We start from the raw sequence: 23,137 nt of genomic DNA on the forward strand, positions 1-23,137 counted from the left end.
GGCGCCTCGGGGGAAACTCGTCGCGCCGATATTGGTTTTATAGATTGATAAAACCAATTAATGTCCTTAGGCTCCGGCTCTATCCTTCCGGCCTTCCTTCGACCCGGTATTTCAGTAAGGCGGGCTCAGGCCCGAACACGATCGTGACGTTGAACGACAAGGCCGAGTGGGCAGCCTTCGAGGCGGCGGGCGAACGGTTCTACCGCCTCGATGTCGCGTCGTTGCTAGGTGCGGATTTCCGGCGCCTGCCGCATGTGCTGCGGATTCTGTTCGAGAATGCGATGCGCTCGGCCCCCGCGGAAGAGACGGCGCATCTGCCTCGGGCCTTTCGTGACTGGCTCGATCAGGGTTCGAGCCTCACCGAGATTCCGTTCCTGCCGAACCGGATCATGATGCATGACACGACCTGCGGGCCGGCGCTGGTCGATATCGCGGCCATGCGCGACGTGCTCGCCGAGAACGGTCGCGATCCCGACTTGCTGATGCCGCGTATTCCCGTCGACGTCTCGACGGACCATTCCTCCGGCGTCGATGTCTTCGCCCGGCCCGATGCCTTCCGGCGCAACCTGGAGAAGGAATTCGTGCGCAATGCCGAGCGCTATCGCCTGATGAAATGGGCGGCGGCGGCAATGCCGGGCGTCCGGGTGCATCCGCCGGGATCGGGCATCATGCACACGATCAATCTGGAGCGGCTTTCCAGGGTGGTCATCAGCGAGACGTATCGGGGCGAGCGCCGGGCCTTCCCGGATGCCCTGCTCGGGACCGACAGTCATACGCCGATGGTCAACGGGCTCGGCGTGCTCGGCTGGGGCGTGGGCGGGCTGGAGGCGGAAGGCGCCTTGTTCGGCGTGCCCGTCGTGCTGCGCATTCCCGACGTCATCGGCGTGAAGCTCACGGGCCGGTTGCGCGACGGCATGCTCGCAACCGACCTTGCGCTGGAAGTGACCCGGGCGCTGCGCGCCATCGGCGTCACCGGCGATTTCGTCGAGTTCTTCGGGCCGGGCGTGCGGACGTTGTCGGTCGGTGAACGCGCCGCGATCGCTAATATGGCACCGGAATACGGGGCATCGACCGGGTATTTCCCGATTGACGACAAGGCGCTGGCCTATCTCGCACGGATCGGCCGCTCGCCTGAAGACTGCGCGCTGGTCGAGGCCTATGCCAGGGCGAGCGGGCTCTGGTTCGATGCCGAGGCCGAGCCGCGCTTCACGCGGACGATCGCCATCGATCTCGACGCGATCGAAGCCAGCGTCGCCGGGCCCCGGCGCCCGCAGGATCGACTCGCCGCCGGCTCGACCCGTTCGGCCTTCACCCCGGCCCTGCTACCCGCGCGTGAAGGCGCTTTGCCCGATGGGGCCGTCGTGATCGCCGCGATCACGAGCTGCACCAACACATCCGATGCGGGCATGCTGGCGGCTGCGGGCATCCTCGCCGGCAAGGCCCGGGCGCGCGGGTTGTTGCCCCCGGCCCATGTCAAGACCTCGCTGGCACCGGGATCGCCCACGGCGGAACGGTTCCTGAGCCGCGCCGGCCTGCTCGGCGATCTCGAAGGGCTCGGCTTCGGCATCGTCGGCTATGGCTGCACGACCTGCATCGGCAATTCCGGAGCCTTGCTCGATGTCGTCAGGAAGGAGCTCGGCCGCGAGGGCTTCCGGCCGGTCGCAGTCCTGTCCGGCAACCGCAATTTCCCCGGCCGTGTCCATCCCGATCTCGAGAACGGCTTCCTGGCCTCGCCCCCGCTGGTCATCGCCTTCGCGCTCGCCGGCACGGTCAACATCGACATCGCGCGGGAGCCGCTCGGCTTCGACCGGGCCGGCAAGCCCGTGATGCTCGGCGAGATCTGGCCGACCGGCGCCGAGATCGACGAGGCCGTCGCTTCCGGCTGGGACGTGGCCGATTTCGACGCGGCCTATCAGGAGGCCGCGACCCGGCCGCTCTGGATCGATCTCGATGCGCCGAGCGGATCGCAATTCCCGTGGAACCCGGCCTCGACCTATCTGCGCAAGCCGCCCTTCGTCCGCCCGCAAGGGTTGCCGGCGCCGGAAGGACATGCCCGGCCGCTGATCGTGCTGGGCGACGACGTCACCACCGACCATATTTCGCCGGCAAACCAGATCCGCCCGGACAGCCCGGCCGGGCGGCATATCATCGCCGGGGGTGGCGACCCGGCCGATCTCAACGTCTTCGCCTCGCGGCGCGGCAATTTCGAAGTGATGATCCGGGGCGCATTCACCAACCGGATGGCGGTCAACCGCCTGCTGCCGGCGGATGCGCCGGCCGGCTTCACGCGGCACGAGCCGTCCGGGGAGATCGTGCCGCTGACCGAAGCGGCCGAACGTTATGCAAGCGAGAGCACCCCGCTCGTGCTTGTGGCGGGCGAGCGCTACGGCATGGGCTCCTCGCGGGACTGGGCTGCGAAAGCCGTGGCGCTGCTCGGCGTTCGTGCCGTGATCGCTGCGAGCATCGAACGCATCCACCGCACCAACCTGATCGGGATGGGCATCCTGCCGCTATTGCTGCCTGAAGGCGTCGATCCGGGCACGCTCGCCATCGGCTCGGCCGATCTTTTTGCGGTCGATCTTCGCCCGGATCACCTGAGGCCGCGATGCACGGTTCCGCTGACGCTCATTCGCCCCTCCGGCGAAACCGTCGCAATCGCCCTGCGGGCCGCGATCGAGACCTCGCTCGAGATCACCCTCCTGAAATCGGGCGGGCTGATCCCGCATGTTCTCGGCGGCCTTCTGGAGGATGCCGGACCGCGGCGCTGATGACGATCAGCGCGTCAGCATGGCCGCGACGACCGGCGCCAGGGCCGCCCCAATCGCCCGGGTATTGGCGGCATCCAGATGCACGCCGTCGACCTTCGAGGCCACGGAAACGGACGCTGCATCGAAGAAGGAGCAATCCGAGCGCTCGGCCAGAGCCTTATAGAGCGGTGCCAGCTTCTGCGATTCCGCGATGCTGCGGCCGCCGCCGGGTTGTCCGTCCGGCGCACGGCTTGCGCCAAAATGGGGCGGGCTCATCAACAGGATCGCTGGCAGCTGGCGGCCATGCGGATACGTCCGCACGATTTCCACAAGACGCGCCATCCCGAACGAGGCCCCGAGCGCGCTGCCGCAGACATGCGGCTTCAGATCGTTGGTGCCGAGCATGATGATCACGAGATCGAGCGGAGCATGACTGCCGATGAGAACAGGGAGCGCGCGCGTGCCGTTGCGGTCGGCCGGCCCGGCGTGATCGTCGAAGCAGGTCGTGCGACCGCTCAACCCTTCGGCGATGACCCGCACATCGGCAAGTTCAGCCTCGACGACACTGGTCCAGCGATCCGCGTGACGATGTCTGGCTTTGGCCTCCGGGTCTCGGCCCCAGGTCAAGCTGTCGCCGAATGCCAGAACTTGCTTCTTCTCGATCATGTCGACCCCGACAACCGCCTATGTGACCGAACAGGCCGGGCCGGCCAGCGCACTGGCCTGGAGCTCCCGGGCCCCTCGAGCGAACCTGTGTTCGCCGGAAATGCGCTAGGAGACGGCCGGGCTGAACCTCCGGGACGTCGATTCCCATGCGATCCGAAGATGGTCTCGCATCAGGTCCGAAGCCTCGTCGAGACGACCCCGTTCGATCGCATCCAGGATCGCCATATGCTCGGTGAAGTTCTTTTCAACGCGCACGCGCCCGCTTCTCCAGTTGTACATCGCGAACCGGCGCAGTCTGCTCTGGAGGCGAACGGCTTCCCGATAGAAGCGATTTCCGGAAGCGGCTGCGAGATCCTCATGGAAAGCGGCATTCGTCTCGAACAGCGCCACGCTCATGTCTTCCGTCCAGGCCTTCTTGAGAAAGATCTCATGCGCGGCGCGCGTGTCGTCGAGCCATTTGCGAGACACGCTGAAGCCGGGCTCCAGCAAGGCGGCGGGCTCGATCACCATCCTGAACCGATAGCTTTCATCGACGATGGTCAGATTCCAGTCCGTCAGGAAGCGCCAGCCATAGCCCGGCTTCTTTTCGATCATGCCGAGCCCCGCCAGGCGTTCCAGGATCGGGACGAGGGCGGCCCGGGCCACGCCGTATCGTTCGGCCAGTTCGACGACGGAAAACTCGTCGCCCAGCTCCTGCCGATCTCTCTCGGTCGCGATCCGGAGAACAAGCGCCTCCTCCCTGGCGGCTGAAGGGGCCAGCTCGCGGGTCTCGATTCCGCTGCCGCTGTCATCGGGCAGGTTGACCAGCACAACGCCGGTGCCCGGGCGCCGCAGCACCACGCCATCGTCCTGGAGAAGCGCGAGAGCCGTCCTGATCGGCGTGCGGGACACCCCCAGCCGCAAGGCGATCTGCTGCTCGTTGATGCGGTCGCCCGGGCGCAACCCTTCGTGCCGGACGAATTCGAGAATCCGGTCGATCAGCCTGCGCTGCAGATTGGTCAGGGCGCGATCTGTGTTCATTTGATTCCAGAAAAACATTCTGTTAGATGACTGTCGTCGACCACTAGTGCAATCGCGCCGACGAAGGAATCGAACATGGCCGCACCCGTTGAATGTCCGACGATCGAGGTTTGCGGTGCGCCGCGCGAGCGGGGTCGCCAGTACGGTGAGCAGGCCGCCGCCCGTATCAGGCTGGGCGTGCAGCATTATACCGATCAGATCCGCAAGAAGAACGTCAGCCGGGCGGTCATCGAAGAGACCGCGCTCGGCTTCGAAAGCCAGGTGGCGGCTTTCGACGCGAACTATGTCGAGGAGATGCACGGGATCGCTGAAGGCGCCGGTGTGAATTTCGCCTCCGTCATGTTGCTGAACGCCAGGACGGAACTGCTCAAGCTCGCCGGCAGGACCAAGGCCAGCCGCGCGCTTCATGACGAATGCACCGGCCTGGTTGTGCTGCCCAAGGCTTCCAAGGAGGGCACCTTGATTCATGCCCAGAACTGGGACTGGAAGACGGAGTGCGTCGACACGGCCGTTGTCCTGAAAATCAGGAACGAGGATGGGCCGGACATCATCACCTTCACGGAAGCCGGCGTGCTCGCGCGCTTCGGGTTCAACACCGCCGGCATCAGCATCACCGGCAACTATCTCGAATGCGAGCGCGATTATCGTCGCCTCGGCGTTCCGTTGGCGCTGATCCGCAGGAAGGTGCTCGAGCAGGACCTGCTCGGCCGGGCGATGCACGCTGTCTATACGACGCCGAAATCGGCTTCCAACAACATCATCGTGACGCAGAGCGAGGGAATCGCGATCGATTTCGAATGCGTGCCGGACGAGACCTTCATGATCCAGCCGCAGGATGGCCTGATCGTGCACGCCAATCACTTCCAGAGCCCTGTCGCCCTGTCGAAGCTGACCGATACCGGCATCGCCAACATGCCGGATTCGCTCTATCGCGACACCCGCGTGCGCGAGAGCCTGGAGCCGCATGTCGGGCAGATCACGGTCGATCACGTCAAGACGGCGCTGTTCGACGACTATCAGTCGCCCTGGTCGGTCTGCCGGCCACCGCGTCCCAGCTTCTCCGGCAACAACCAGTCCGTGACCGTGGCGATGATCGTGATGCAGCCGGCAAAGGCGATCATGGACGTGGCCCTGCTCCCCGCGCTCCATCGCAATTTCACGCGCTACACCCTCGCACCGAAGGACGTGGCGGGCAGCACCAGGTCGGCGGCCTGAATATCGCGCGGCTCCGGCTTCCCCTGCATCCCGAGCGGTGCAGGGCAGCCCGGATTCCGACTTTGGCATCGGGCCATCCCGGATAGCGGAGGCCGCTTTTCGATCCGCTGCTCCGGCGAATCTGAATCAAGAGCAATGAGGGGCGTCATGAAGAAGCTTGTCATCGTCTTGGGCCTGCTGGGCGCCGCGCTTCCCGCGGCAGCCGAACAGCCGGCGCTGCGGATCCGGCTGGGCGCCGATGCGCGCACGCTCGATCCTGGCACCAATCGCGACGCGATCACCGATGCCATCCAGACCAACCTGTTCGAAGGGCTGGTCGCCTTCAGGGACGACAGCTCGGTCGGGCCGGTGCTCGCGAAATCCGTCGCCGTCTCGGAGGACGGCAAGACCTACACTTTCGCGCTGCGCGACGGCGTCAAGTTCAGCAACGGCGCGCGCCTGACGGCCAGGGACGTCCTCTTCGCCTGGCAGCGCTACACCGACCCGAAGACCGGCTGGCGTTGTCTGAGCGAGGTCGACGGACGCGGCGCGGTCAAGGTCGCGAGCGTCACGGCGTCGGACGACAGGACGGTCGTCTTCACGCTGGAAAAGCCCTCGGCACTGTTCCTCGCCACCCTGGCCCGGCCCGATTGCGGCGGGACAGGCATCTTCCATTCGAGCTCGCTCAACCCGGACGGAAGCTGGCGCGAGCCGGTGACGACCGGCCCCTACAAGCTCGGCGAGTGGAAGCGCGGCCAGTTCATCCGCCTTCTCGCCAACGAGCACTATACGGCCGGCCCCGGCCCACGCGACGGCCTCACCGGCGACAAGACCCCTCTCGTCGCGCAGGTCGACTATCTCGTCATCCCCGACGAGGCCACGGCGAAGGCTGCGCTGCTGTCGAACGGGATCGACATCAACTGGGATATCGCCACGAGCGATCTCCAGGAATACCGCGCGCGCAAGGACATCGTCATCGAAAGCGTCCCGACGATGAGCATCAGCGACCTTCTGATCCAGACGAAGGACCCGTTGCTGTCGAACATCCGGATGCGCAAGGCCATCCTGCTCTCGCTGGACCTCGAAACCATCGCCGACGAGGTCACCGGTTCGCAATCCAAGGCGAGCCATTCGCCGATCCCGCGCTCGAGCGCCTATCACAAGGCGAAGCAGGCCGCGCCGATCCACCGGGATATCCCGGCGGCGAAAAAGCTGCTGGCAGAGGCGGGATATCGCGGGCAGGTCATCAAGCTGCTGGCGAACAAGCGCTATCCGGAGATGTTCGATCAGGCGATCCTCGTCCAGGCGATGGCCAAGGAGGCGGGCATCAATATCGAGGTCGAGGTCGTCGACTGGGGCGTCCAGCAGGATCGCTACCTGGCCGGCAACTACCAGATGATGTCGCACTCCTTCTCCGCGCGCCTCGACCCGTCGCTGTCCTTCGAGATGTTCACCGGCGAAAAGGCCACCCAGCCCCGCAAGGCCTGGGACAGCAAGGCGGCGGCAGATCTCGTCACGCGCAGCATGGCGATCGCCGATCCGGCGCAGCGCCAGGCGATCTTCGACAAGCTCGAGGACATGTACCGCGCGGACATTCCGATGATCACGCTGTTCTCCGGTACGCGCCTCAGCGCCGCCAGGAGCAATATCGAAGGTTACAGGAGCTGGGCACTCGGCACGCCGCGCCCTTGGGGCGTATCGATCAAGCGGTAAGGCTCGCGGCCTCGTCGCGCAGGACGGCCGTCCCGGGTCTCGAAGCCACACCGGAAGGCGGCGTCAGATTGTTCCGGAAAAGAGCCGAGAACGACAAGGAGATCGCCTACTGATTTCGAAACGGAAAAGGCCCGGAATCCATCGGCGATGGCTTCCGGGCCTTTCCTTTCGCCCCACCGCAAGGGCAGGGCGAAAAGATGGCGGTATGGATCAGCGCTTGCGCTTGGCGCCGACCAGTTCGTCCCACTTGCGGAAAGCGACGACCATCTTGTCGGGCTTCAGCGGCAGTTCGATCGGGTTATTGGCGATGAGATCGGCATATTCGGGCCGGCCGAACTCCGCGATCACCTCCTGGCTGCGCTGCGGCGCGAGCGACAGCGGCACATTCTTCACCGCGGGGCCGGGATAGAGATAGCCCTCGTCATAGGAATAGGCCTGCATCTTCGGCGTCAGCACATGCGCCATGATGTCGAGCACGACGGCGAGCCGGTCGTTCGGGATGCCCTTCGGCACGCACATGAAGAAGGCGTCCGAGACCCAGTGGAAGCCCTTCAGCGTCTGGATCTTGGCTTCCTTCGGCACGATGCCGAGCGCGCGCGGATTGATGTCCCAGCCCGTGGTCGAGATGATGATGTCGCGCGAACCGTCGCCGAATTCCTTCATCGTGGCGCCGGTGCCGGCCGGATAATACTCGATATATTCGCCGATCGCCTGCAGATAGGCCCAGGTCTTGTCCCAGCCATTGACCGGGTCCTGCGGGTCCTTGTCGCCGAGGAGATAGGGCAGGCCCATCATGAAGGTGCGGCCCGGCCCCGAATTGGTCGGACGCGCATACATGAACTTGTTGGGGTTGGCCTTGGCCCAGGCCAGCAGCTCCTCGGCCGTGGTCGGCACCTGCTTGACGCGCGCCGGCATGTATTCGAGCAGCGGCCCGGACGGATAGTAGTTCACCACCGTGCCGAAGCCTGCGCCCTGCACCTTGTGCAGGTTGAGCGCCGCCGGCTCGTAGTTCTGCTCGATATTCGGGAACTTCTCGGCGAAATCCGGGAAGATCTTGAGCCAGAGATTCTGCTCCAGGCCGGCCGCGAGCCCGTCCGAGCCGGTCAGGACGAGGTCGAGATCGGAGCGGCCCGCATCCTGCTGCGCCTTGATCTTGCTCGCCAGTTCCGGCGCCGGCGCCTTCACATAGGTGATGCGCGAGACCAGCTTCGGATTGTTCGTGCGATAGTCGTCGAAGGCCTGCTGCATCAAGGCCAGCGCACCGCCGACATCGATGATGTTGATGCCGACCGGAGCCGACGGCAGAGCCGGCACGGCGGCCAGCGCACTGCCTCCGCCCAAGGTCAGCGCGCCGAGCCCGCCCAGAACGGTGCGGCGATCCACGCCTTTCGGAAATTCGCTCATGATTCTCCCCTTCTTGCTTTGGTTGGTGACGTCTTCAGGCGGCAAAATCGCGGCGCTCGCTGCCGACGCGAGCGTTGCGGACATGGAGATCCGGCGACCAGTCGATCGCACTCTCCGGCAAGCTGATGCCGGCCCCGGCCAATGCATCGGCAATGCAGGCGAGCGCATGGGTCGAGGCCATGGCGACCGCTTCATCGGGCGTCGCGATGCCCCAGGCGACGACGTTGCGGACGGCATCGTCGAGCTTCAGTGCCGAACCCGCCAGCGAGGCGCCGCCGGGCTGGCGCACCGAGCCGTCGGCGGCGAGATCGACCGGCATGCCGGCGAAGCTGTAGCGGCCGGGCACCGCGCCCGCCGCGACCACGGCATCGGTGACGAGAATCGAACGCTCGAAACCCTTGGCCCGGATCAGGCTCTTCAGGGCCTTCGGATGGATATGGATGCCATCCGCGATGAAGCCGGCCATCAAACGATCCTCGGCGAGCTGCGCGAAGAGCGGATTGACCAGCTTGTGCATCTGCTGCGGCAGGCCGTTGCCGAGATGCGTCGAGAGCGTTGCTCCCGCGGTGGCAGCGGCCTCGACAGCCTCGAAATCGGCGGCCGAGTGGCCGATCGCGACGACCTTGCCCATGCGGGCGAGCTTGCCCGCGAGCGCAACGCCGCCCTCGACCTCCGGCGCCAGCGTCACCATCAGGATCGGCCGCGACAGCAATGTTTCCAGATGCGCGACGAGGTCGCCGGTCGCCGCCGTCATCGCCTCGGGCGGATGGCAGCCGGCATAGCCGGCCGACGGATTCAGGAACGGGCCTTCGAGATGATAGCCCGGGCACATCAATGGCCCGAGCCGGCTTTCCGTCACGGCCGCGTCGAGCGCCCGAAAGCGCTGTTCCAGCTCGTGCGGATGCGCCGTGATGATCGTCGGCAGGCAGATCGTGACGCCGGTTGCCAGCATCGCCTCCAGCGCCCGGTCGAGCTCCGCCGCGGTGATTGTGCCGGAGTTGAAATCCACCCCGGCAAAGCCGTTCACCTGCAGGTCGACGAGGCCGGGCGTGCGCATCCTCAGCCCTTCCGGCTCAGCAGCGAGGCAGCCGGCGGATCGATGAACAGCACGGTCCGCTTGTGCGTCTGCAGGATCGAGGCGGGGCTGAGATTGCTGACCGGGCCTTCCAGCGCCGCCTTCGTGGCGGCGGCCTTGCGCGTGTCGGAGACCGAAAGGACGATCAATTCGCTCTTCAGGATCTGGCGGATGCTCATCGAGATCGCCTGCCGCGGCACGGCGTCGAAGCTTGGGAACCAGCCCTCGCCGAATTGCTGCTGGCGACAGGCATCGTCGAGATTGACGACCAGATAGGGCTCTTCGGTGTCGAAATCGGCCGGCGGATCGTTGAAGGCGAGATGGCAGTTCTCGCCGAACCCGGCGAAGCAGACCGCGATGCGCTTGCCGGCGATCTGCTGGTTGAGCTGCTTCACCGCCGCAGCGGGATCGCCCTCGCCTTCGACCGGAATGAAGGTCGGCGCGTTCTTCAAGGGCGCCATGAAACGCTCGCGCAGATAGCGCCGGAAGCTCGCCGGATGGCTTTCAGGCAGGCCGACATATTCGTCGAGATGGAAGGCGGTGACCTTCGACCAGTCGATGCCCTCGGCCACGACGAGAGCTTTAAGCATCTCGAACTGGCTGGCGCCGGTCGCCACGATGATGGTCGCCGCGCCATGGCGGGCAAGCTCGTCGCGGATCGCCTGCGCACCAGCCGCCGCCGCCTGCCGGCCGAGCTCTTCCTTGTCGGAGGCGACATGCATCTCGATCATCGAATTTTGAACCTTTTGCGTCAGAAAATTTCCGATATTCTGCACCCGAGCTTATGAAGCTTCGCCCGAAACGCAATGATTAATTTTGAACGCAACCGTTCCGAATAGAGCCCGCCTTGTCCCTGCTGACGCTCGACGAAACCCGCCTCACGCTCGCCCATGACCGGGACTGCGCCCGGATCTACCGGCTGATCCTCAATGGCGAGGCCCATTCCCGCGCCGATATCGGACGCATCCTGCAATTGCGCTCGACCAGCGTCTCGCGCGTCGTCGGTGATCTCATCGCGCGGCGTCTCGTCATCGAAGCGATCGGTGAGACGAGCGGACGCGGGCGGCCACCGGCGATCCTCGTCGCCCACACCCGCCGCATCGGCGCCTCCGTGATCTATGTTTCCAGCCAGTCGCTGTCGGGCGCGCTGGTCGATCTCAACGGCCATCTCGTCGCCGAGCGCCGCCGCGCCATCGCCGCCGATGCCGACAACGCCGCCATCGCCGAGGCCATGGCCAGGCTGGCGCAGGACCTCCTCGACGCGATGCCGCCGGGCATGAGCCATGCCGGCACCGCCGTCTCGCTCTCCGGCCTGATCGACCTGAAGCAGGGCCAATGGCTGCTCGCCTCGCGCTGGCCGCGCATGCGCGGGCTCGACGTCGCCGCGGTGCTCGAACCCGTTGCCGGTCCGGTCACGATCTGCCGCAATCTCGATGCCGAACTGCGCGCCCGCGCCGCCCGCGAGCCCGAGAATTTCGCGGGCGGGACGATCCTGCTGCACTGGGGCTGGGGCGTCGGCCTCGCCTATGCGGTCGATGGCGAGCCCTTCGCGCCGACCGGCTCCTTCGGCGAGATCGGCCATTGGCGCCTCGCCGCTCTGGGGCAGCGCCGCTGCGGCTGCGGCAACACCGCCTGCCTCGAAACCGGCGCCGCGCTCTGGTCGCTGCTGCCGGCGCTGCGCCGGCATTGGCCCGATCTCGACCAGGACGAGGTGCGCCTCGCCCGCCAGCTCGCCGGGCTCGACCTGCTGGCCCTGCCCGAACTGGAGATGGCGGCAGCGCTGCTCGCCCGCGCGCTCGCCAATGCCTGCCGCCTGCTCTTTCCGGCCCGGATCGCGGTCAGTGGCCCCTTCTCCGCCAATCCGCAGCTCTGGGCCCGGTTCAACACGCTGTTCCGGGCGGAGGGCACCATGGACGGCTTCGCCGTGCCCGGTCTCTCCGGCGTGCCCGCCAGTCATCTCTATGAGATCCACGGCGCCGCCGCGCCTTTGCTGAGCCGCGCGGCCGAGGCACTGCTGCTCGAACAGGCCTGATCGGCCCGCTTCGCCATGTCCCGGCGCGGTGCCAGCCATGCCGCCGAATCCGCTGGCGCCTCCAAAGGTGGTGCACTAGTATCCCAGTGAAATGCTCCGGATGTCGCTGCTGGCATCGCAAAAGAGAGCCGCAACCCAGGGAGAGATCATGACCAATCCGACACGCCGCACGATCATGGCCGGAGCTGCCGGCCTCGCTGCGCTGAAAGCCGGCGGAGCGCTGGCGCAGAGCGCGCCCGTCTCGCTCAACATCATCGACGTCGCCGGCAATCTTCAATTGACCCAGGCGGCCATCGAGAAATTCGGCAAAGACAATCCGAAGCTGATCTCGCGCCTGAATTTCTCGCGCGCGCCCTCGCCGGAGCTGCCGGCCAAGCTCAAGGCCCAGCAGGCGGCCAACCGCGTCGATATCGACCTCGTGCTGACCGGCCCCGGCGCCATGTCCGACGGCATCCAGCAGGGGCTCTGGGTCGATGTCTGGAAGTCCCACGCCAAGGACCTGCCGAAGCCCGAGGAGGTCTATCACGAGCAGGCGCTGATGATGCAGCGCAATTTCGGCCAGAACGAGGGCGTCGCCGTCGTCTATTCGCCCTCCGGCCCGCTCTTCGAATATGCGCCCGAGCGCCTCAAGACCGTGCCGAAGACGGCCGAGGAGCTGCTCGCCTATGTCAAGCAGAACCCGAAGCGCTTCACCTATGCCCGCCCCCTCAATTCCGGTCCCGGCTGGACCTGGCTCATGGGCCTGCCCTATATCCTCGGCGATGCCGACCCGACCGACCCGATCAAGGGCTGGGACAAGAGCTGGGCCTATCTCAAGGAGCTCGGCACCGGCATCGACTACTATCCGGGCGGCACCGCCGCGACGATGAAGGAGCTCGGTGAAGGCACCCGCGACGTCATCGTCTCGACGCTGGGCTGGGACATCAACCCGCGCGTGCTCGGCATCGTGCCGAAGGAGGCGAAGGTCTTCGTCCTCGCCAACACGCACTGGATTCCCGACACCCAGTTCATGTGCATCCCCAAGGGCGTCCCGGCCGACAAGATGCCGGCGCTGATCGCGCTCATGGCCTATATGCTCAAGCCGGAAGCGCAGGCCGTGACCTATGACAAGGGCTATTTCTACCCCGGTCCGGCGGTCAAGGGCGTGACGCTCGCGATGGCGCCGCAGGAGAGCCGCGATATCCTCGCCGAGTACGGCCGGCCGGAATATGACGGGCTGATCACCAGCCTGCCGACCCGCCCGCCATTGACGCCCGAGCGTCTCGTCGCCGCCTTCCGGCGCTGGGACCAGGAGGTCGGCGTCGGCCACGGCGCGCCGCAATAGCGATGAAGTTCGCCGCCATCGGCCTCGACCACCGCCATATCTACCATATGATCGGTGGTCTCCTCGAAGCCGGCGCGACCTGCGTCGGCTTCGATCCCGCGACCAGCGACGAGCGCGTCCTTGCCGGCTTCCGCGAGCGCTTCCCCGACCTGCCTGAGAGCACGGCCGAACGGCTGATCGACGATCCCGCAATCGACCTGATCGTCTGCGCCGCGATTCCGGCGGAGCGCGCCGCGCTGGCCATCCGCGCCATGCGGGCCGGCAAGGACGTGATGGTCGACAAGCCCGGCGTCACCGATTTCGACCAGCTCGCCGCCGTCGAGCAGGCGGCCGCCGAAACCGGCCGCATCTTCTCGATCTGCTTCTCCGAGCGCTTCACCGTTCCGGCCACGCTCATCGCCGGCAAATTGATCGCGGACGGCGCGATCGGCCGCGTCGTGCAGACACTCGGCATGGGCCCGCACCGGCTCAACCGCGCGATCCGGCCGGGCTGGTTCTTCGACAAGCGTCATTACGGCGGCATCCTCACCGACATCGCCTCGCACCAGATCGATCAGTTCCTGCATTTCACCAGCTCCGACGATGCGGAGATCGTTGCTTCCGGCACCGGCCATTTCGGCGTGCCCGACCTGCCCGATTTCGAGGATTTCGGCGAAGTCCTGCTGCGCAGCGACCGGGCCGGCGGCTATATCCGCGTCGACTGGTTCACCGCCGACGGCCTGCCGACCTGGGGCGACGGCCGCCTTACCATCCTCGGCACCGAAGGCACGATCGAACTGCGCAAATATGTCGACATCGCCGGCCGCCCCGGCACCGACCATGTCTTCCTCGTCGACAAGGCCGGCACCCGCCATATCGACGCCTCCAACGAGCCGCTGACCTACTTCCGCAACCTGATCGCCGACATCGGCGCGCGCAGCGAAACCGCGATGAGCCAGCGCCACGTCTTCACCGTCTGCCGGCTCGCGCTGGAAGCGCAGGCCAAGGCGGTGTGGCTGCCGGCACGGCCTCAGGGAACCTGAACGATGTCATCCCGGGCGACCGAAGGGAGACCCGGGATCCATGCCTGAACCTGTACCGGAAATGCTCCGGAATGGATCCCGGATCGGCGCGGCTGTGCCGCTTGTCCGGGATGACCCTGGTAGAAATGATTGAGTGAAACGGGGACCGCCTGACATGACACGCAAGCTCGGCATCGCCGTGATCGGGCTCGGCCCCGCCTCCCTGCCGCATTCGAAAAGCCTGCTCGACCTCGCTGATCGCGCCGAGACGCGCTGGGCCGTGAGCCGCACGCCGGATCGGGCCAAGGCTTATGCCGCGCAATTCCCCTTTCCCACCACCACCGATCTCGACGCGGTGCTGGCCGATCCGGCAGTCGATGCCTGCATCGTGCTGACGCCGCCGTCGAGCCATCTCGACGTCTCCGCACTCTGCCTTGAAGCCGGCAAACATGTTCTGGTCGAGAAGCCGCTGGAATTGACCAGCGAGCGCGGCCAGCGCCTTGTCGATACCGCCCGCCGGACCGGCAGGACTTTCGGCGTCACCCTCCAGCACCGCTTCCGCCCGGCAAGCCTGCGCCTGAAAGCCGCCCTGCAGTCGGGCGAACTCGGCACGATCGAGGCCGCCTTCCTCTCAGTGCCCTGGTGGCGCCCGCAGAGCTACTATGACGAACCCGGCCGCGGCACGCTCGGTCGTGACGGCGGCGGCGTGCTGCTGACCCAGGCGATCCACTCGCTCGACCTGTTCCGCTCGCTTGTCGGGGTTTCCAGGGTTGTCGCCGCGCAGGCGCGCACCACCGCCCTCCACCGCATGGAGACCGAGGACTACGTCTCGGCCCTGCTGGAGACCGGCAACGGTGCGCCCGCCACGCTGGTGACGACCACGGCCGCCTATCCCGGCTATCCCGAGCGCATCGAGATCACCGGCACGAAGGGTTTCGCCGCCCTCATCGGCGGGCGCCTGCGCCTCGCCTATCTCGACGGGCGCGAGGAGATCGTCGAGGCCGAGGGCTCGACCGGCAGCGGCGCCAACATCATGGATTTCCCCCATGACGCCCACCGCGCCGTTATCGCCGATTTCCTCGACGCGATCGCGCAGGGCCGCGACCCCGTCGTCACCGGCGAGGAAGCGCTCGCTTCACAACGCCTGGTCGACGACATCCTGAAGGCTGCACGGCCGGCATGACGCCGTCGGTTTCTTGACTTCGTGACGATTTGCAGTGTGTTTCCACTGATGAAACGCCGTCATTCCGGGCTTGACCCGGAATCAATCGTAGAGCGCCGAGCCCTGTGATGGATTCCGGATCGGCGCCGCTTTGCGGCTTGTCCGGAATGACGGCCGTGCAGCTACCCAGATGCCCCCGATGAACGTTGTCCTCGCCTGCGATCTCGGCGGCAGCAGCTTCCGCGCCGCGCTGATCGACGATCGCGGAACGACATTGGCCGAGCATGCCTTGCCCGGCCCGGTCCTGAACGATCATCTCGACCGCTCGGAAGTCGCCGCGCAAGCTTGGTGGGCACAGCTGCTCGAAGCTGCCGGCAGGCTCGCCGAACAGGCGCCAGATCTGTTCGCAAGCGTCCAGGGCATCGCGATCTGCGGCGTGACCCGGACGCAGGTCTTCCTCGGCCATGACGGTCGGGAATTGCGCCCGGCCATGACCTGGAAGGACGCACGCTCCGACGGCATTGCCGCTCGCCTGCGCGAGAGGCTGCCCGATCATCCCGAAGCCAGCCGCATCAACGCCTTCCACCCGCTCGCGCGCCTCGCCTGGCTGGTCGAGAACGACCCCCTCAACGCCCTCGCGCTCGCTTGCGTGCTCGAGCCCAAGGACTACCTGAATTTCCGCCTGACTGGCCAGAAGGCGAGCGACCCGGTTTCGCTCGCACGCCTTGTCGCTTGCGCGGAAAGCGTGAATGGCGGCTCCGGCTTCGGCGCTATAGGCCTCTCGCCAGACATCATCCCGGCGATCCTCGAACCCATCGATATCGTCGGCTCCGTCATCACCGGCCTGCCCGCGCCCTTCGACAGGCTCGCCGGCATCCCGGTCTTTTGCGGCTGCAACGACACCTGGGCGGCCGTCGCAGGGCTCGGCGCCCTTCGACCGGGTTACGCCTACAACATCTCCGGCACCACTGAGGTGCTTGGCGTGCTCGGCCCCGAGCAGGCCGAGGCCGAGGGGCTGATCTCCGTCGACTGGCGCGGCCTCTGGCATCTCGGCGGCCCCAGCCAGAACGGCGCCGACACCGCCGCCTGGCTCGCCGGACTAGTCAGCGATAACGGCCCGGTCGGCGAGACGATCGAGCGTCTCCTCGCCGGCCAGCGCCATCCGCAGCCGCTGATCTTCCTGCCTTATCTGCAGGGTGAGCGCGTGCCCTATTGGGACCCGAACCTGCGCGGCGCCTTCATCGGGCTTTGCCGCCAGCACGGTCCGACCGATCTCGCCTATGCCGTGCTCGAAGGCGTCGCCTGCCAGAACCGCCTCGTGCTGGAACGCGCAGAGGGCGCGCTCGGCACCCGCGTCGACGAAATCCGCTTCGGTGGCGGCGCGGCGGCCAATCCCGTCTGGGCGCAGGTCAAGGCCGATATCTGCGGCCGCCCGATCGCGGTCGGCGCCGCACGGGAGCCAGGCCTGCTCGGCGCGGCGATCATCGCCTGGACGGGCCTTGGCCGCTTCGCCTCGCTCGCAGCCGCGCAGGACGCCCTCGTCGGCATCGCCCGCCGCTACGAGCCCAACCCGGCGCGCCGCCCGGCCTATAACGCGCTCTACGCCCTCTATCGGCAGAGCGAAGCGGCGCTCGCCCCGATCTCGGCCGATCTCGTCGCGCTTCAGCAGAACACCGCCGCGCTGCCCGGCCTCGCCAACCCGGCAAGCGCCACGTAAAGGACGCTTCATGCCGGCGATTCGAAGCAGGGCGCCGGCGCGGATGATCGCGAAGAAGGGAAGCTGAGCTTGGGCCGCATCGACCCGCGCGAACTGATCGGACGCTACGGCACGGCGCTCGCCGGGCTTGCCCTGATCCTGTTCTTCCTGATCTTCGCGCCGAACTTCGCCAGCACGATGAACATCATCAACGTGCTGAAGGATACCAGCTTCCTCGCCATCCTCGCGCTCGGCTTTGCGCTGGCCTTCACCGTCTCCGAGCTCGATCTCTCCGTCGCGGAAATGGCGAGCCTCGCGGCGGTCGTCTGCGGCTGGCTGGTCCATGCGCAATATCCGCCGGCTGTCGCGGTGAGTGCCGCAATTGGCGTCGGCATCGTGCTGGGTTCGCTCAATGGCTACGGCGTTACCGTGCTGCGCATCCCCTCGCTGATCATGACGCTCGGCACCGCCGCGATCGCCAAGGGCTTCGCCTTCATGATCACGCAAGGCGTCGCCTTCGTCGGGCGCTGGCCGGTCGGCTTCACCGGGCTCGCCCGCGGCTACAGCTTCGGCATCCCCAATCTCGTGCTCTGGATGGCGGGAGCGACGCTCTTCGCTTACGGCCTCGTCAAATGGACGCGGACCGGCGCGCATATGGTCGCGACCGGCGAGGCGGACGAGGCCGCGCGGCTCGCCGGCATCGCCACCGCCCGGATGAAGCGCATCGGCCTCTTGCTCTCCGGTGTCTTTGCCGGCCTGATGGCCATGCTGCTCGCCGCCAACCTGTCCTCGGCCGCGCCGAACATGGCGGGCGACTACCTGCTCTACGCCATCGCCGCCGTGCTGCTCGGCATGACCATGTTCGAGCCCGGCAAGCCCAACATCCCCGGCACGGTCTTTGCGGCGCTGGTGCTCAAGGTGCTCGGCAACGGCTTGGTGCTGATGGGCGCGCCCTATTACATCCAGGACATCGTGCTCGGTGCGATCATCATCGGCTCGGTCGCCTTCTCGGCCAGCGCGATGAAGACGGCGGCGTTCAAGGTTTGATGCGGCGACAACAACGATCGGAATGAGGGGAGTGGGTTTGATGTTCGGTTTCAGGAAATTGCTGGTCGCCGCCGCGGCGCTCGTCGCGCTCGGCCAATCCGCGAGCGCCTTCGAGCTCGGCATCATCGGCTTCCAGTTCACCTCGGAAACGCATGCACGCGTCGCCAATGCCGCTGCTGCCGCCGCCAAGGCCAAAGGCTGGAACGTCACGCTGCTGAACTCGGAAGGCGCGCTGCCGAAGCATGCCGAGCAGTTCGACGCGCTGATCGCCAAGAAGGTCGACGCCATCATCATCGCCATGGGCAAGCCGGTCGAGGCCGATGCCCAGTTCAAGGCGGCGAAGGATGCCAAGATCCCGGTCATCACCGTGCAGTCGGGCTCAAGCCCGCATGCGCTCTTCGACATCCAGACCAACGAGTACAAGGTCGGCGCCGATGCCGCGCTCTACCTGCTCGGCCAGCTTGGCTACCAGGGCAACATCGTCTCCGCCCGCTTCGACCTCAACGTTGCCTCGCGCATCCGCGGCCGGCTGCTCGACGCCGTCCTCGCCGAGAACCAGGCGGTGAAGGAGCTCGGCAAGTTCTCGATGGCCCGCACCCAGAGCTGGCGCGACGATGTCCGCGCCGGCATGCAGGCGCTGCTCCTGCAGAACCAGGGCAAGATCAACGGCATCTGGGCCTCGTTCGACGGCCAGGCCTATATCATCGACGACCTGCTGCAGGCTCAGGGTGTGAAGAAGGGCCAGATCCCGCTGGTCTCGGTCGATGGCGGCAAGGAGAGCTACGAGCGCATCGCCGACCCGAACTCGACCTTCATGGCGACCGTCGCCGTCCCCTTCGACGAGATGGGCAAGCAGGCGGTCGATGCGATCCAGGCGATCGTCGTCGACAAGAAGCCGAAGGAGAGCATCACCTCCGGTCCCTATCTCTTCACGGAAGCCGTGCTGGTCGACAAGAACAACGTCCAGCAGTTCCTGAAGAAGTGAGGCGTGCTTCCCGCGTCATGGTCGGGCCTGTCCCGACCATCCACGTCTTCGCTGGTCGAAGACCGTATTCAAGACGTGGATGCTCGCCACAAGGGCGAGCATGACGGCAGCGCCAGCCATTCGGGCTCATGACAAGCATTGAAGCCATGACCGTAACGACCTCTTCCACTCCCCTCCTCTCGCTGCGCGGCATCGGCAAGGCCTATGGCCCGGTCGTTGCCGTGCGTGATGTCGATCTCGACATCTTCAAGGGCGAGGTCGTGGCGCTCTGCGGCGACAACGGCGCCGGCAAGTCGAGCCTGATCAAGGTCATCTCCGGCGCCGAGGAAGCCACCAGCGGCACGATCAGCCTGCGCGGCAAGCCCGTCACCTTCGCCTCGCCGCATGACGCGCTGGAGAACGGCGTCGCGACGATCTACCAGGATCTGGCGCTCGCGCCGCGGCTCTCGATCGCCCAGAACGTCTTCATGGGCTCGGAATTGACCAAGCCCGTCCTGCTGCCCTTCCTGCGCATCCTCGACAAGAAGCGGATGATCGCGGAATCACAGCGCTATCTCTCGCAGCTCTCCGCCGCCGTCACCGACATGACGCGGCCGGTCGAGCGCCTCTCCGGCGGCCAGCGTCAGGCCGTGGCGATCTCCCGCGCGCTGCGCTGGAATGCCGAGATCATCATCATGGACGAGCCGACCGCCGCGCTCGGCGTCAAGGAAAGCACGCTGGTCCTTGACCTCATCCGCAAGCTCAAGGCCGACGGGCGCACCGTCATCCTGATCAGCCACAACATGCGCGACGTCGTGGCGCTGGCCGACCGTGTCGTGATCATGGGCGCCGGCCGCAAATACGTGGACCGGCCGCTCGGCGACCTCAGCGCCGACGACATCGCCCATATGATCATGGCCGGCAACGCCAAGGCGGCCTGAGATGCGCGAAGCCATTATCATCGATACCGATCCGGGCCAGGACGACGCCGTCGCCGTGCTGCTGGCCTTCGCCAGCGCCGAGCGGATCGATCTCAGGGCGATCACCACCGTCGCCGGCAATGTCCCGGTCGCGCAGACGACAGTGAATGCGCTGCGCATCCGCGATCTCGCTGGCCGTGGCGACATCCCCGTTCATCGCGGCGCCGAGGGCCCGCTGGTCTTCGCGCTGGAAACCGCTGAGTTCGTCTGCGGCCCGGACGGGCTGGATGGCGCCGACCTGCCTCAACCAAGGAGCGACGCCGCACCCGGCCATGCCGTGCAGGCGATCATCGATCTCTGCCGCGCGGCTCCTGCGGACGGCATCACGCTCTGCCCGCTCGGGCCGCTGACCAATCTCGCGCTCGCCTTCCGGCTCGCGCCCGACATCCTGCCGAAGGTGAAGCGCATCGTCCTGATGGGCGGCGCCATCGGCCTCGGCAACATCACGCCGGCCGCCGAATTCAACACCTATGTCGACCCGCATGCGGCTGCGGTTGTGTTCGACTGCGGCCGGCCGATCGTGATGTTCGGCCTCGGCGTCACGCTCCAGGCCATCGCCAGCCATGACCAGATCGCCCGCATCGGCATGCTGGGCACCGCCGCCGGTAAGGCGGTGCATGGCATGCTGACCCGCCCGCGCCCCGGCGGGCTCGGCTCGAACGGCCACCCGATGCACGACCCCTGCGTCATCGCCTTCCTGCTCTGGCCGGAATTGTTCGACGGCCGCGACTGCTTCGTCACGGTCGAGACCGGCGACGGTCCTCTGCGCGGACGCACCACGATCGACTGGAACGGCCGCCTCAGGCGCGAGCCCAACGCCCATGTCGTCTCGGCCGTGAAGGCCCATGACCTGTTCGAGCGGATGATCGAACGCCTCGCCACGCTGCCTTGAAAGACCAAACCATGCCGCATTTCGTCGAAGCGCTGCAGCAGGAAGCGGCGGAAGCCATCGCGCAGATGCAGGAGGCGGCCCTGCGCGCCCGCCATGCCCATGCCCGCGCCGAACTGATGCGCCACATGCTGACCACGGCCCGCAAGGTCAAGGACAAGCCGAAAGCCGAGGCGGTCGAAACCGTCGTGCGCGAATGGATGGATGCCTGGAATCTCGGGCGCTCCGACTGGCCCCATATCGCCCGCGAGATGGAGAACTTCACCGAGGCCTTCCATGACTACGCCAATGATCCGAGCGATGCCCATGACACGCGCCTGCGCGAAACCTGCGCCGCGCTCGATGCGGTGCTGGAGCAGGAGGGCACCTCGATCTCCGACCAGATGGCCTTCCGTTCGCAATGCGCCCATGGCTGGTGGGAGCAGGTGAAGCCGGTGCCCGCCGACCTGCCCGGCCGCAAGCCGAGGCCCTCCGTGCCGGCACTTGAATCCGGCAAAGCATTCTGGGAAGCCGGCTGCGCTGATTTCTGCCGCTGAGCAGTTTTGCGAAGGAAACACGCCGTCATCCCGGACAAGCCGCGAAGCGGCGTCGATCCGGGATCCATGCCGGAGCGCTTCCGCTGAAGGTTCGGGAATGGATCCCGCGTCTCCGCTGCGCTCCGCCCGGGATGACCAGCGATAACCCGCGCAGTTCGAAGAGCGTTACGGCAGCTGCTGGTTCTCGAAGAACCCGTCCAGCGGAATCTGGGTCGTCTTCTCGAAATCGTCCATCGCGTCGAGCAGGCGCTGGCGATAGTTCAGGAGCGCGAGTAATAGCTGCGCCGCGTCGCGCGACAGGCCATAGCGCGCCCAGCTCTCGGAGGTTCGCCGCTCCAGCCCGATCTGGTCGCCGAAAGCTTCGACCGTCGAAAAGCCGAGACCCTGCACGACCTCCAGCAGTTCCTCGGCCGACATGCGCGGCTTCACGACATGGGAATGCACCCGCTCCAGCATGAGGCGGATGTCGGACGGCCGGAACTGCAGGGAGTTGCGCGCGAACTGCTCGAAATTATTGGCCATGGCGTCTCTCCCGTTCGGCTCCCTCTGTCGCCTGTTTCGCGCTGCCAGCCAGCAGGGCCTCGGCAGCGCCTTCATCCGTGATCAGCACCTTCGCCGCGCTCGCCCGCAAGGCCGCACGGATCGCATGTTCCTTGTGGGCGCCGCCGGCCGCGATCGCGACGAGGCCGATGCCCCTGAGATCGGCCGGGCTCACCGCCATGATACGCCGGTTCACCGGATGGTCCACCAGTTCGCCATCCGCATCGATGAAATGGCAGACGAGATCGCCGACCGCGCCGGCCTTCTTCAGCCCGGCCAGATCCGATTGCGGCAAGAGCCCCTCGCGGAACAGCGTCGAGTCCGGCACGAGATCGCCGACGCTGACCAGCGCGACATCGGCCGCCCGCGCCCGGTCGAGCAGGTCGCGCAGCGTCGGCTCGCGCCAGAGGGCATCGCGGATTTCGGCATTCGAGACGAAGACCGGCGCGGTCAGCTGGAAGCAGTCGGCCCCGAACATGTCGGCGACGCGGCGCGCCACCGCCGAAGGATTGATGCTGCGCGAATGGGTGAGCCCGCCCAGCAGCGAGACCACCGACATCGCCTCGACCTGGCGCGGCTGCATGCCCCGCAGCGCCAGATGCAGGGTCTGCCCCCAGCCGACGGCCAGTGACATGTTGTCGGTCAGCTTGTCGGAAAGCCACAAGCCCGCGGCATAGCCGACGAGCGCCGAGACGCTCGCCGCATCGCGCGCCGCCGGCACCACCACCGCCTCCTTCAGGCCGAAGGCGGTGACGAGTCCACGCTCCAGCCCTGCCTGCCGGGCCGAGCGCGCATCGATCCTGATCTTGACCAGCCCTTCGGAGCGCGCCGCCGCCAGCATGCGGATCACCTTGATCCGGCTCAAGCCAAGCGCCTCGGCGATCTGCTCCTGGGTCAGGCCCTCGACATAATAGAGCCAGGCAGCCCGAACCTTCGCCTCCGCGACCGGCGCCTCGCCATGGATCTGTCCTGCTCCGAATGCGTCTTCCACGAGCGCTCCCTGCCGCGCCATCGCGGGCGCTTGCGCCAGCATCACCGCATCGCGCGGTCCAAGGCAACCCATTCGAACATCTGTGCGCTTGACAGGACGAAAGACATGTTCTTTTGTTCCTATATAAGAACATATGTCCTAGGGAGAGTATCGACG

At 66.5% G+C, this 23,137-nt stretch carries 20 protein-coding genes; 13 read left to right on the forward strand and 7 right to left on the reverse strand.

Annotated features, from left to right (window positions below; genetic code table 11):
- Positions 1–143: 143 nt before the first annotated feature.
- Positions 144–2,768 carry an aconitate hydratase AcnA gene (gene acnA / locus ACWIEX_RS24745; RefSeq protein ID WP_454035560.1) on the forward strand — a complete coding sequence of 875 codons (2,625 nt, stop codon included), beginning with the start codon at positions 144–146 and terminating at the stop codon, positions 2,766–2,768.
- A gap of 6 nt (positions 2,769–2,774) precedes the next feature.
- Here the strand turns inward: acnA and ACWIEX_RS24750 are convergent, their stop codons facing one another.
- Together ACWIEX_RS24750 and ACWIEX_RS24755 are read right to left on the reverse strand one after the other, a co-directional pair.
- Positions 2,775–3,413 (reverse strand): SGNH/GDSL hydrolase family protein, encoded by a 639-nt coding sequence (locus ACWIEX_RS24750; protein ID WP_454035561.1) that lies wholly within the window; start codon positions 3,411–3,413, stop codon positions 2,775–2,777.
- Positions 3,414–3,518: 105 nt separating this feature from the next.
- A complete protein-coding gene (locus ACWIEX_RS24755; protein WP_454035562.1) occupies positions 3,519–4,619 on the reverse strand; it encodes a GntR family transcriptional regulator in 1,101 nt (366 codons plus the stop codon).
- Between ACWIEX_RS24755 and ACWIEX_RS24760 the strand changes: the two genes are divergently transcribed.
- Positions 4,509–5,648 (forward strand): C45 family autoproteolytic acyltransferase/hydolase, encoded by a 1,140-nt coding sequence (locus ACWIEX_RS24760; RefSeq protein WP_454035563.1) that lies wholly within the window; start codon positions 4,509–4,511, stop codon positions 5,646–5,648. The genes ACWIEX_RS24755 and ACWIEX_RS24760 overlap by 111 nt on opposite strands.
- A gap of 147 nt (positions 5,649–5,795) precedes the next feature.
- Entirely contained in the window at positions 5,796–7,340 is a 1,545-nt protein-coding gene (locus ACWIEX_RS24765; RefSeq protein WP_454035564.1) for an ABC transporter substrate-binding protein, read from the forward strand.
- Positions 7,341–7,550: 210 nt separating this feature from the next.
- Here ACWIEX_RS24765 and ACWIEX_RS24770 read toward each other — a convergent pair whose 3' ends face one another.
- From ACWIEX_RS24770 to ACWIEX_RS24780, 3 genes are read right to left on the reverse strand one after another with little or no spacing between them, the layout of a single operon-like run.
- Complete coding sequence (locus ACWIEX_RS24770) at positions 7,551–8,744, reverse strand: extracellular solute-binding protein (RefSeq protein WP_454035565.1); 1,194 nt, start codon at positions 8,742–8,744, stop codon at positions 7,551–7,553.
- A 34-nt stretch (positions 8,745–8,778) separates the two neighbouring features.
- The gene (locus ACWIEX_RS24775; protein ID WP_454035566.1) at positions 8,779–9,801 is read right to left on the reverse strand and encodes an N-acetylglucosamine-6-phosphate deacetylase; all 1,023 of its coding nucleotides are present in this window, start codon (positions 9,799–9,801) and stop codon (positions 8,779–8,781) included.
- A 2-nt stretch (positions 9,802–9,803) separates the two neighbouring features.
- Positions 9,804–10,550 (reverse strand): 6-phosphogluconolactonase, encoded by a 747-nt coding sequence (locus tag ACWIEX_RS24780; protein WP_454035567.1) that lies wholly within the window; start codon positions 10,548–10,550, stop codon positions 9,804–9,806.
- 116 nt (positions 10,551–10,666) lie between these two features.
- Here ACWIEX_RS24780 and ACWIEX_RS24785 point away from each other — a divergent pair, with 116 nt between their 5' ends.
- The 10 genes from ACWIEX_RS24785 (at position 10,667) to ACWIEX_RS24830 (ending at position 21,450) form a co-directional block, all read left to right on the forward strand.
- Positions 10,667–11,851 carry an ROK family protein gene (locus tag ACWIEX_RS24785; RefSeq protein WP_454035568.1) on the forward strand — a complete coding sequence of 395 codons (1,185 nt, stop codon included), beginning with the start codon at positions 10,667–10,669 and terminating at the stop codon, positions 11,849–11,851.
- Between the two features lie 148 nt (positions 11,852–11,999).
- On the forward strand, positions 12,000–13,175 hold the full coding sequence (locus tag ACWIEX_RS24790; protein ID WP_454035569.1) for an extracellular solute-binding protein: 1,176 nt from the start codon (positions 12,000–12,002) through the stop codon (positions 13,173–13,175).
- 2 nt (positions 13,176–13,177) lie between these two features.
- Positions 13,178–14,197, forward strand: coding sequence for a Gfo/Idh/MocA family protein (locus tag ACWIEX_RS24795; RefSeq protein ID WP_454035570.1), 1,020 nt, complete (start codon positions 13,178–13,180; stop codon positions 14,195–14,197).
- A gap of 154 nt (positions 14,198–14,351) precedes the next feature.
- Positions 14,352–15,359, forward strand: coding sequence for a Gfo/Idh/MocA family protein (locus ACWIEX_RS24800; protein ID WP_454035571.1), 1,008 nt, complete (start codon positions 14,352–14,354; stop codon positions 15,357–15,359).
- 178 nt (positions 15,360–15,537) lie between these two features.
- Positions 15,538–17,055, forward strand: a complete 1,518-nt coding sequence (locus ACWIEX_RS24805) for a xylulokinase (protein WP_454035572.1) — start codon at positions 15,538–15,540, stop codon at positions 17,053–17,055.
- Positions 17,056–17,124: 69 nt separating this feature from the next.
- Positions 17,125–18,081, forward strand: coding sequence for an ABC transporter permease (locus tag ACWIEX_RS24810; protein ID WP_454035573.1), 957 nt, complete (start codon positions 17,125–17,127; stop codon positions 18,079–18,081).
- Between the two features lie 40 nt (positions 18,082–18,121).
- Entirely contained in the window at positions 18,122–19,066 is a 945-nt protein-coding gene (locus ACWIEX_RS24815) for a sugar ABC transporter substrate-binding protein (RefSeq protein ID WP_454035574.1), read from the forward strand.
- Between the two features lie 146 nt (positions 19,067–19,212).
- Positions 19,213–19,986, forward strand: a complete 774-nt coding sequence (locus ACWIEX_RS24820) for an ATP-binding cassette domain-containing protein (RefSeq protein WP_454035575.1) — start codon at positions 19,213–19,215, stop codon at positions 19,984–19,986.
- 1 nt (position 19,987) lies between these two features.
- Positions 19,988–20,917, forward strand: a complete 930-nt coding sequence (locus ACWIEX_RS24825; protein ID WP_454035576.1) for a nucleoside hydrolase — start codon at positions 19,988–19,990, stop codon at positions 20,915–20,917.
- Between the two features lie 11 nt (positions 20,918–20,928).
- Positions 20,929–21,450, forward strand: a complete 522-nt coding sequence (locus ACWIEX_RS24830) for a hypothetical protein (protein WP_454035577.1) — start codon at positions 20,929–20,931, stop codon at positions 21,448–21,450.
- 165 nt (positions 21,451–21,615) lie between these two features.
- Here the strand turns inward: ACWIEX_RS24830 and ACWIEX_RS24835 are convergent, their stop codons facing one another.
- Both ACWIEX_RS24835 and ACWIEX_RS24840 read right to left on the reverse strand, forming a co-directional pair.
- Complete coding sequence (locus ACWIEX_RS24835; RefSeq protein ID WP_454035578.1) at positions 21,616–21,972, reverse strand: hypothetical protein; 357 nt, start codon at positions 21,970–21,972, stop codon at positions 21,616–21,618.
- Positions 21,962–23,053, reverse strand: coding sequence for a sugar-binding transcriptional regulator (locus ACWIEX_RS24840; RefSeq protein ID WP_454035579.1), 1,092 nt, complete (start codon positions 23,051–23,053; stop codon positions 21,962–21,964). Before ACWIEX_RS24840 ends, ACWIEX_RS24835 begins: the two co-directional genes overlap by 11 nt.
- Positions 23,054–23,137: the final 84 nt, after the last annotated feature.

It is taken from the genome of Allobosea sp. NPDC055353, from assembly GCF_053644975.1.

What these genes read in the sequence shown, in the direction of transcription:
- ACWIEX_RS24840 (WP_454035579.1), bottom strand. Translation starts at nt 23,053, where the DNA reads ATGGGTTGCCTTGGACCGCGCGATGCGGTGATGCTGGCGCAAGCGCCC.
- ACWIEX_RS24805 (WP_454035572.1), top strand. Translation starts at nt 15,538, where the DNA reads ATGAACGTTGTCCTCGCCTGCGATCTCGGCGGCAGCAGCTTCCGCGCC.
- ACWIEX_RS24765 (WP_454035564.1), top strand. Translation starts at nt 5,796, where the DNA reads ATGAAGAAGCTTGTCATCGTCTTGGGCCTGCTGGGCGCCGCGCTTCCC.
- ACWIEX_RS24830 (WP_454035577.1), top strand. Translation starts at nt 20,929, where the DNA reads ATGCCGCATTTCGTCGAAGCGCTGCAGCAGGAAGCGGCGGAAGCCATC.
- ACWIEX_RS24775 (WP_454035566.1), bottom strand. Translation starts at nt 9,801, where the DNA reads ATGCGCACGCCCGGCCTCGTCGACCTGCAGGTGAACGGCTTTGCCGGG.
- ACWIEX_RS24795 (WP_454035570.1), top strand. Translation starts at nt 13,178, where the DNA reads ATGAAGTTCGCCGCCATCGGCCTCGACCACCGCCATATCTACCATATG.
- ACWIEX_RS24790 (WP_454035569.1), top strand. Translation starts at nt 12,000, where the DNA reads ATGACCAATCCGACACGCCGCACGATCATGGCCGGAGCTGCCGGCCTC.
- ACWIEX_RS24755 (WP_454035562.1), bottom strand. Translation starts at nt 4,619, where the DNA reads ATGCTGCACGCCCAGCCTGATACGGGCGGCGGCCTGCTCACCGTACTG.
- ACWIEX_RS24835 (WP_454035578.1), bottom strand. Translation starts at nt 21,972, where the DNA reads ATGGCCAATAATTTCGAGCAGTTCGCGCGCAACTCCCTGCAGTTCCGG.
- ACWIEX_RS24760 (WP_454035563.1), top strand. Translation starts at nt 4,509, where the DNA reads ATGGCCGCACCCGTTGAATGTCCGACGATCGAGGTTTGCGGTGCGCCG.
- ACWIEX_RS24800 (WP_454035571.1), top strand. Translation starts at nt 14,352, where the DNA reads ATGACACGCAAGCTCGGCATCGCCGTGATCGGGCTCGGCCCCGCCTCC.
- ACWIEX_RS24820 (WP_454035575.1), top strand. Translation starts at nt 19,213, where the DNA reads ATGACCGTAACGACCTCTTCCACTCCCCTCCTCTCGCTGCGCGGCATC.
- ACWIEX_RS24750 (WP_454035561.1), bottom strand. Translation starts at nt 3,413, where the DNA reads ATGATCGAGAAGAAGCAAGTTCTGGCATTCGGCGACAGCTTGACCTGG.
- ACWIEX_RS24815 (WP_454035574.1), top strand. Translation starts at nt 18,122, where the DNA reads ATGTTCGGTTTCAGGAAATTGCTGGTCGCCGCCGCGGCGCTCGTCGCG.
- ACWIEX_RS24780 (WP_454035567.1), bottom strand. Translation starts at nt 10,550, where the DNA reads ATGATCGAGATGCATGTCGCCTCCGACAAGGAAGAGCTCGGCCGGCAG.
- ACWIEX_RS24770 (WP_454035565.1), bottom strand. Translation starts at nt 8,744, where the DNA reads ATGAGCGAATTTCCGAAAGGCGTGGATCGCCGCACCGTTCTGGGCGGG.
- ACWIEX_RS24825 (WP_454035576.1), top strand. Translation starts at nt 19,988, where the DNA reads ATGCGCGAAGCCATTATCATCGATACCGATCCGGGCCAGGACGACGCC.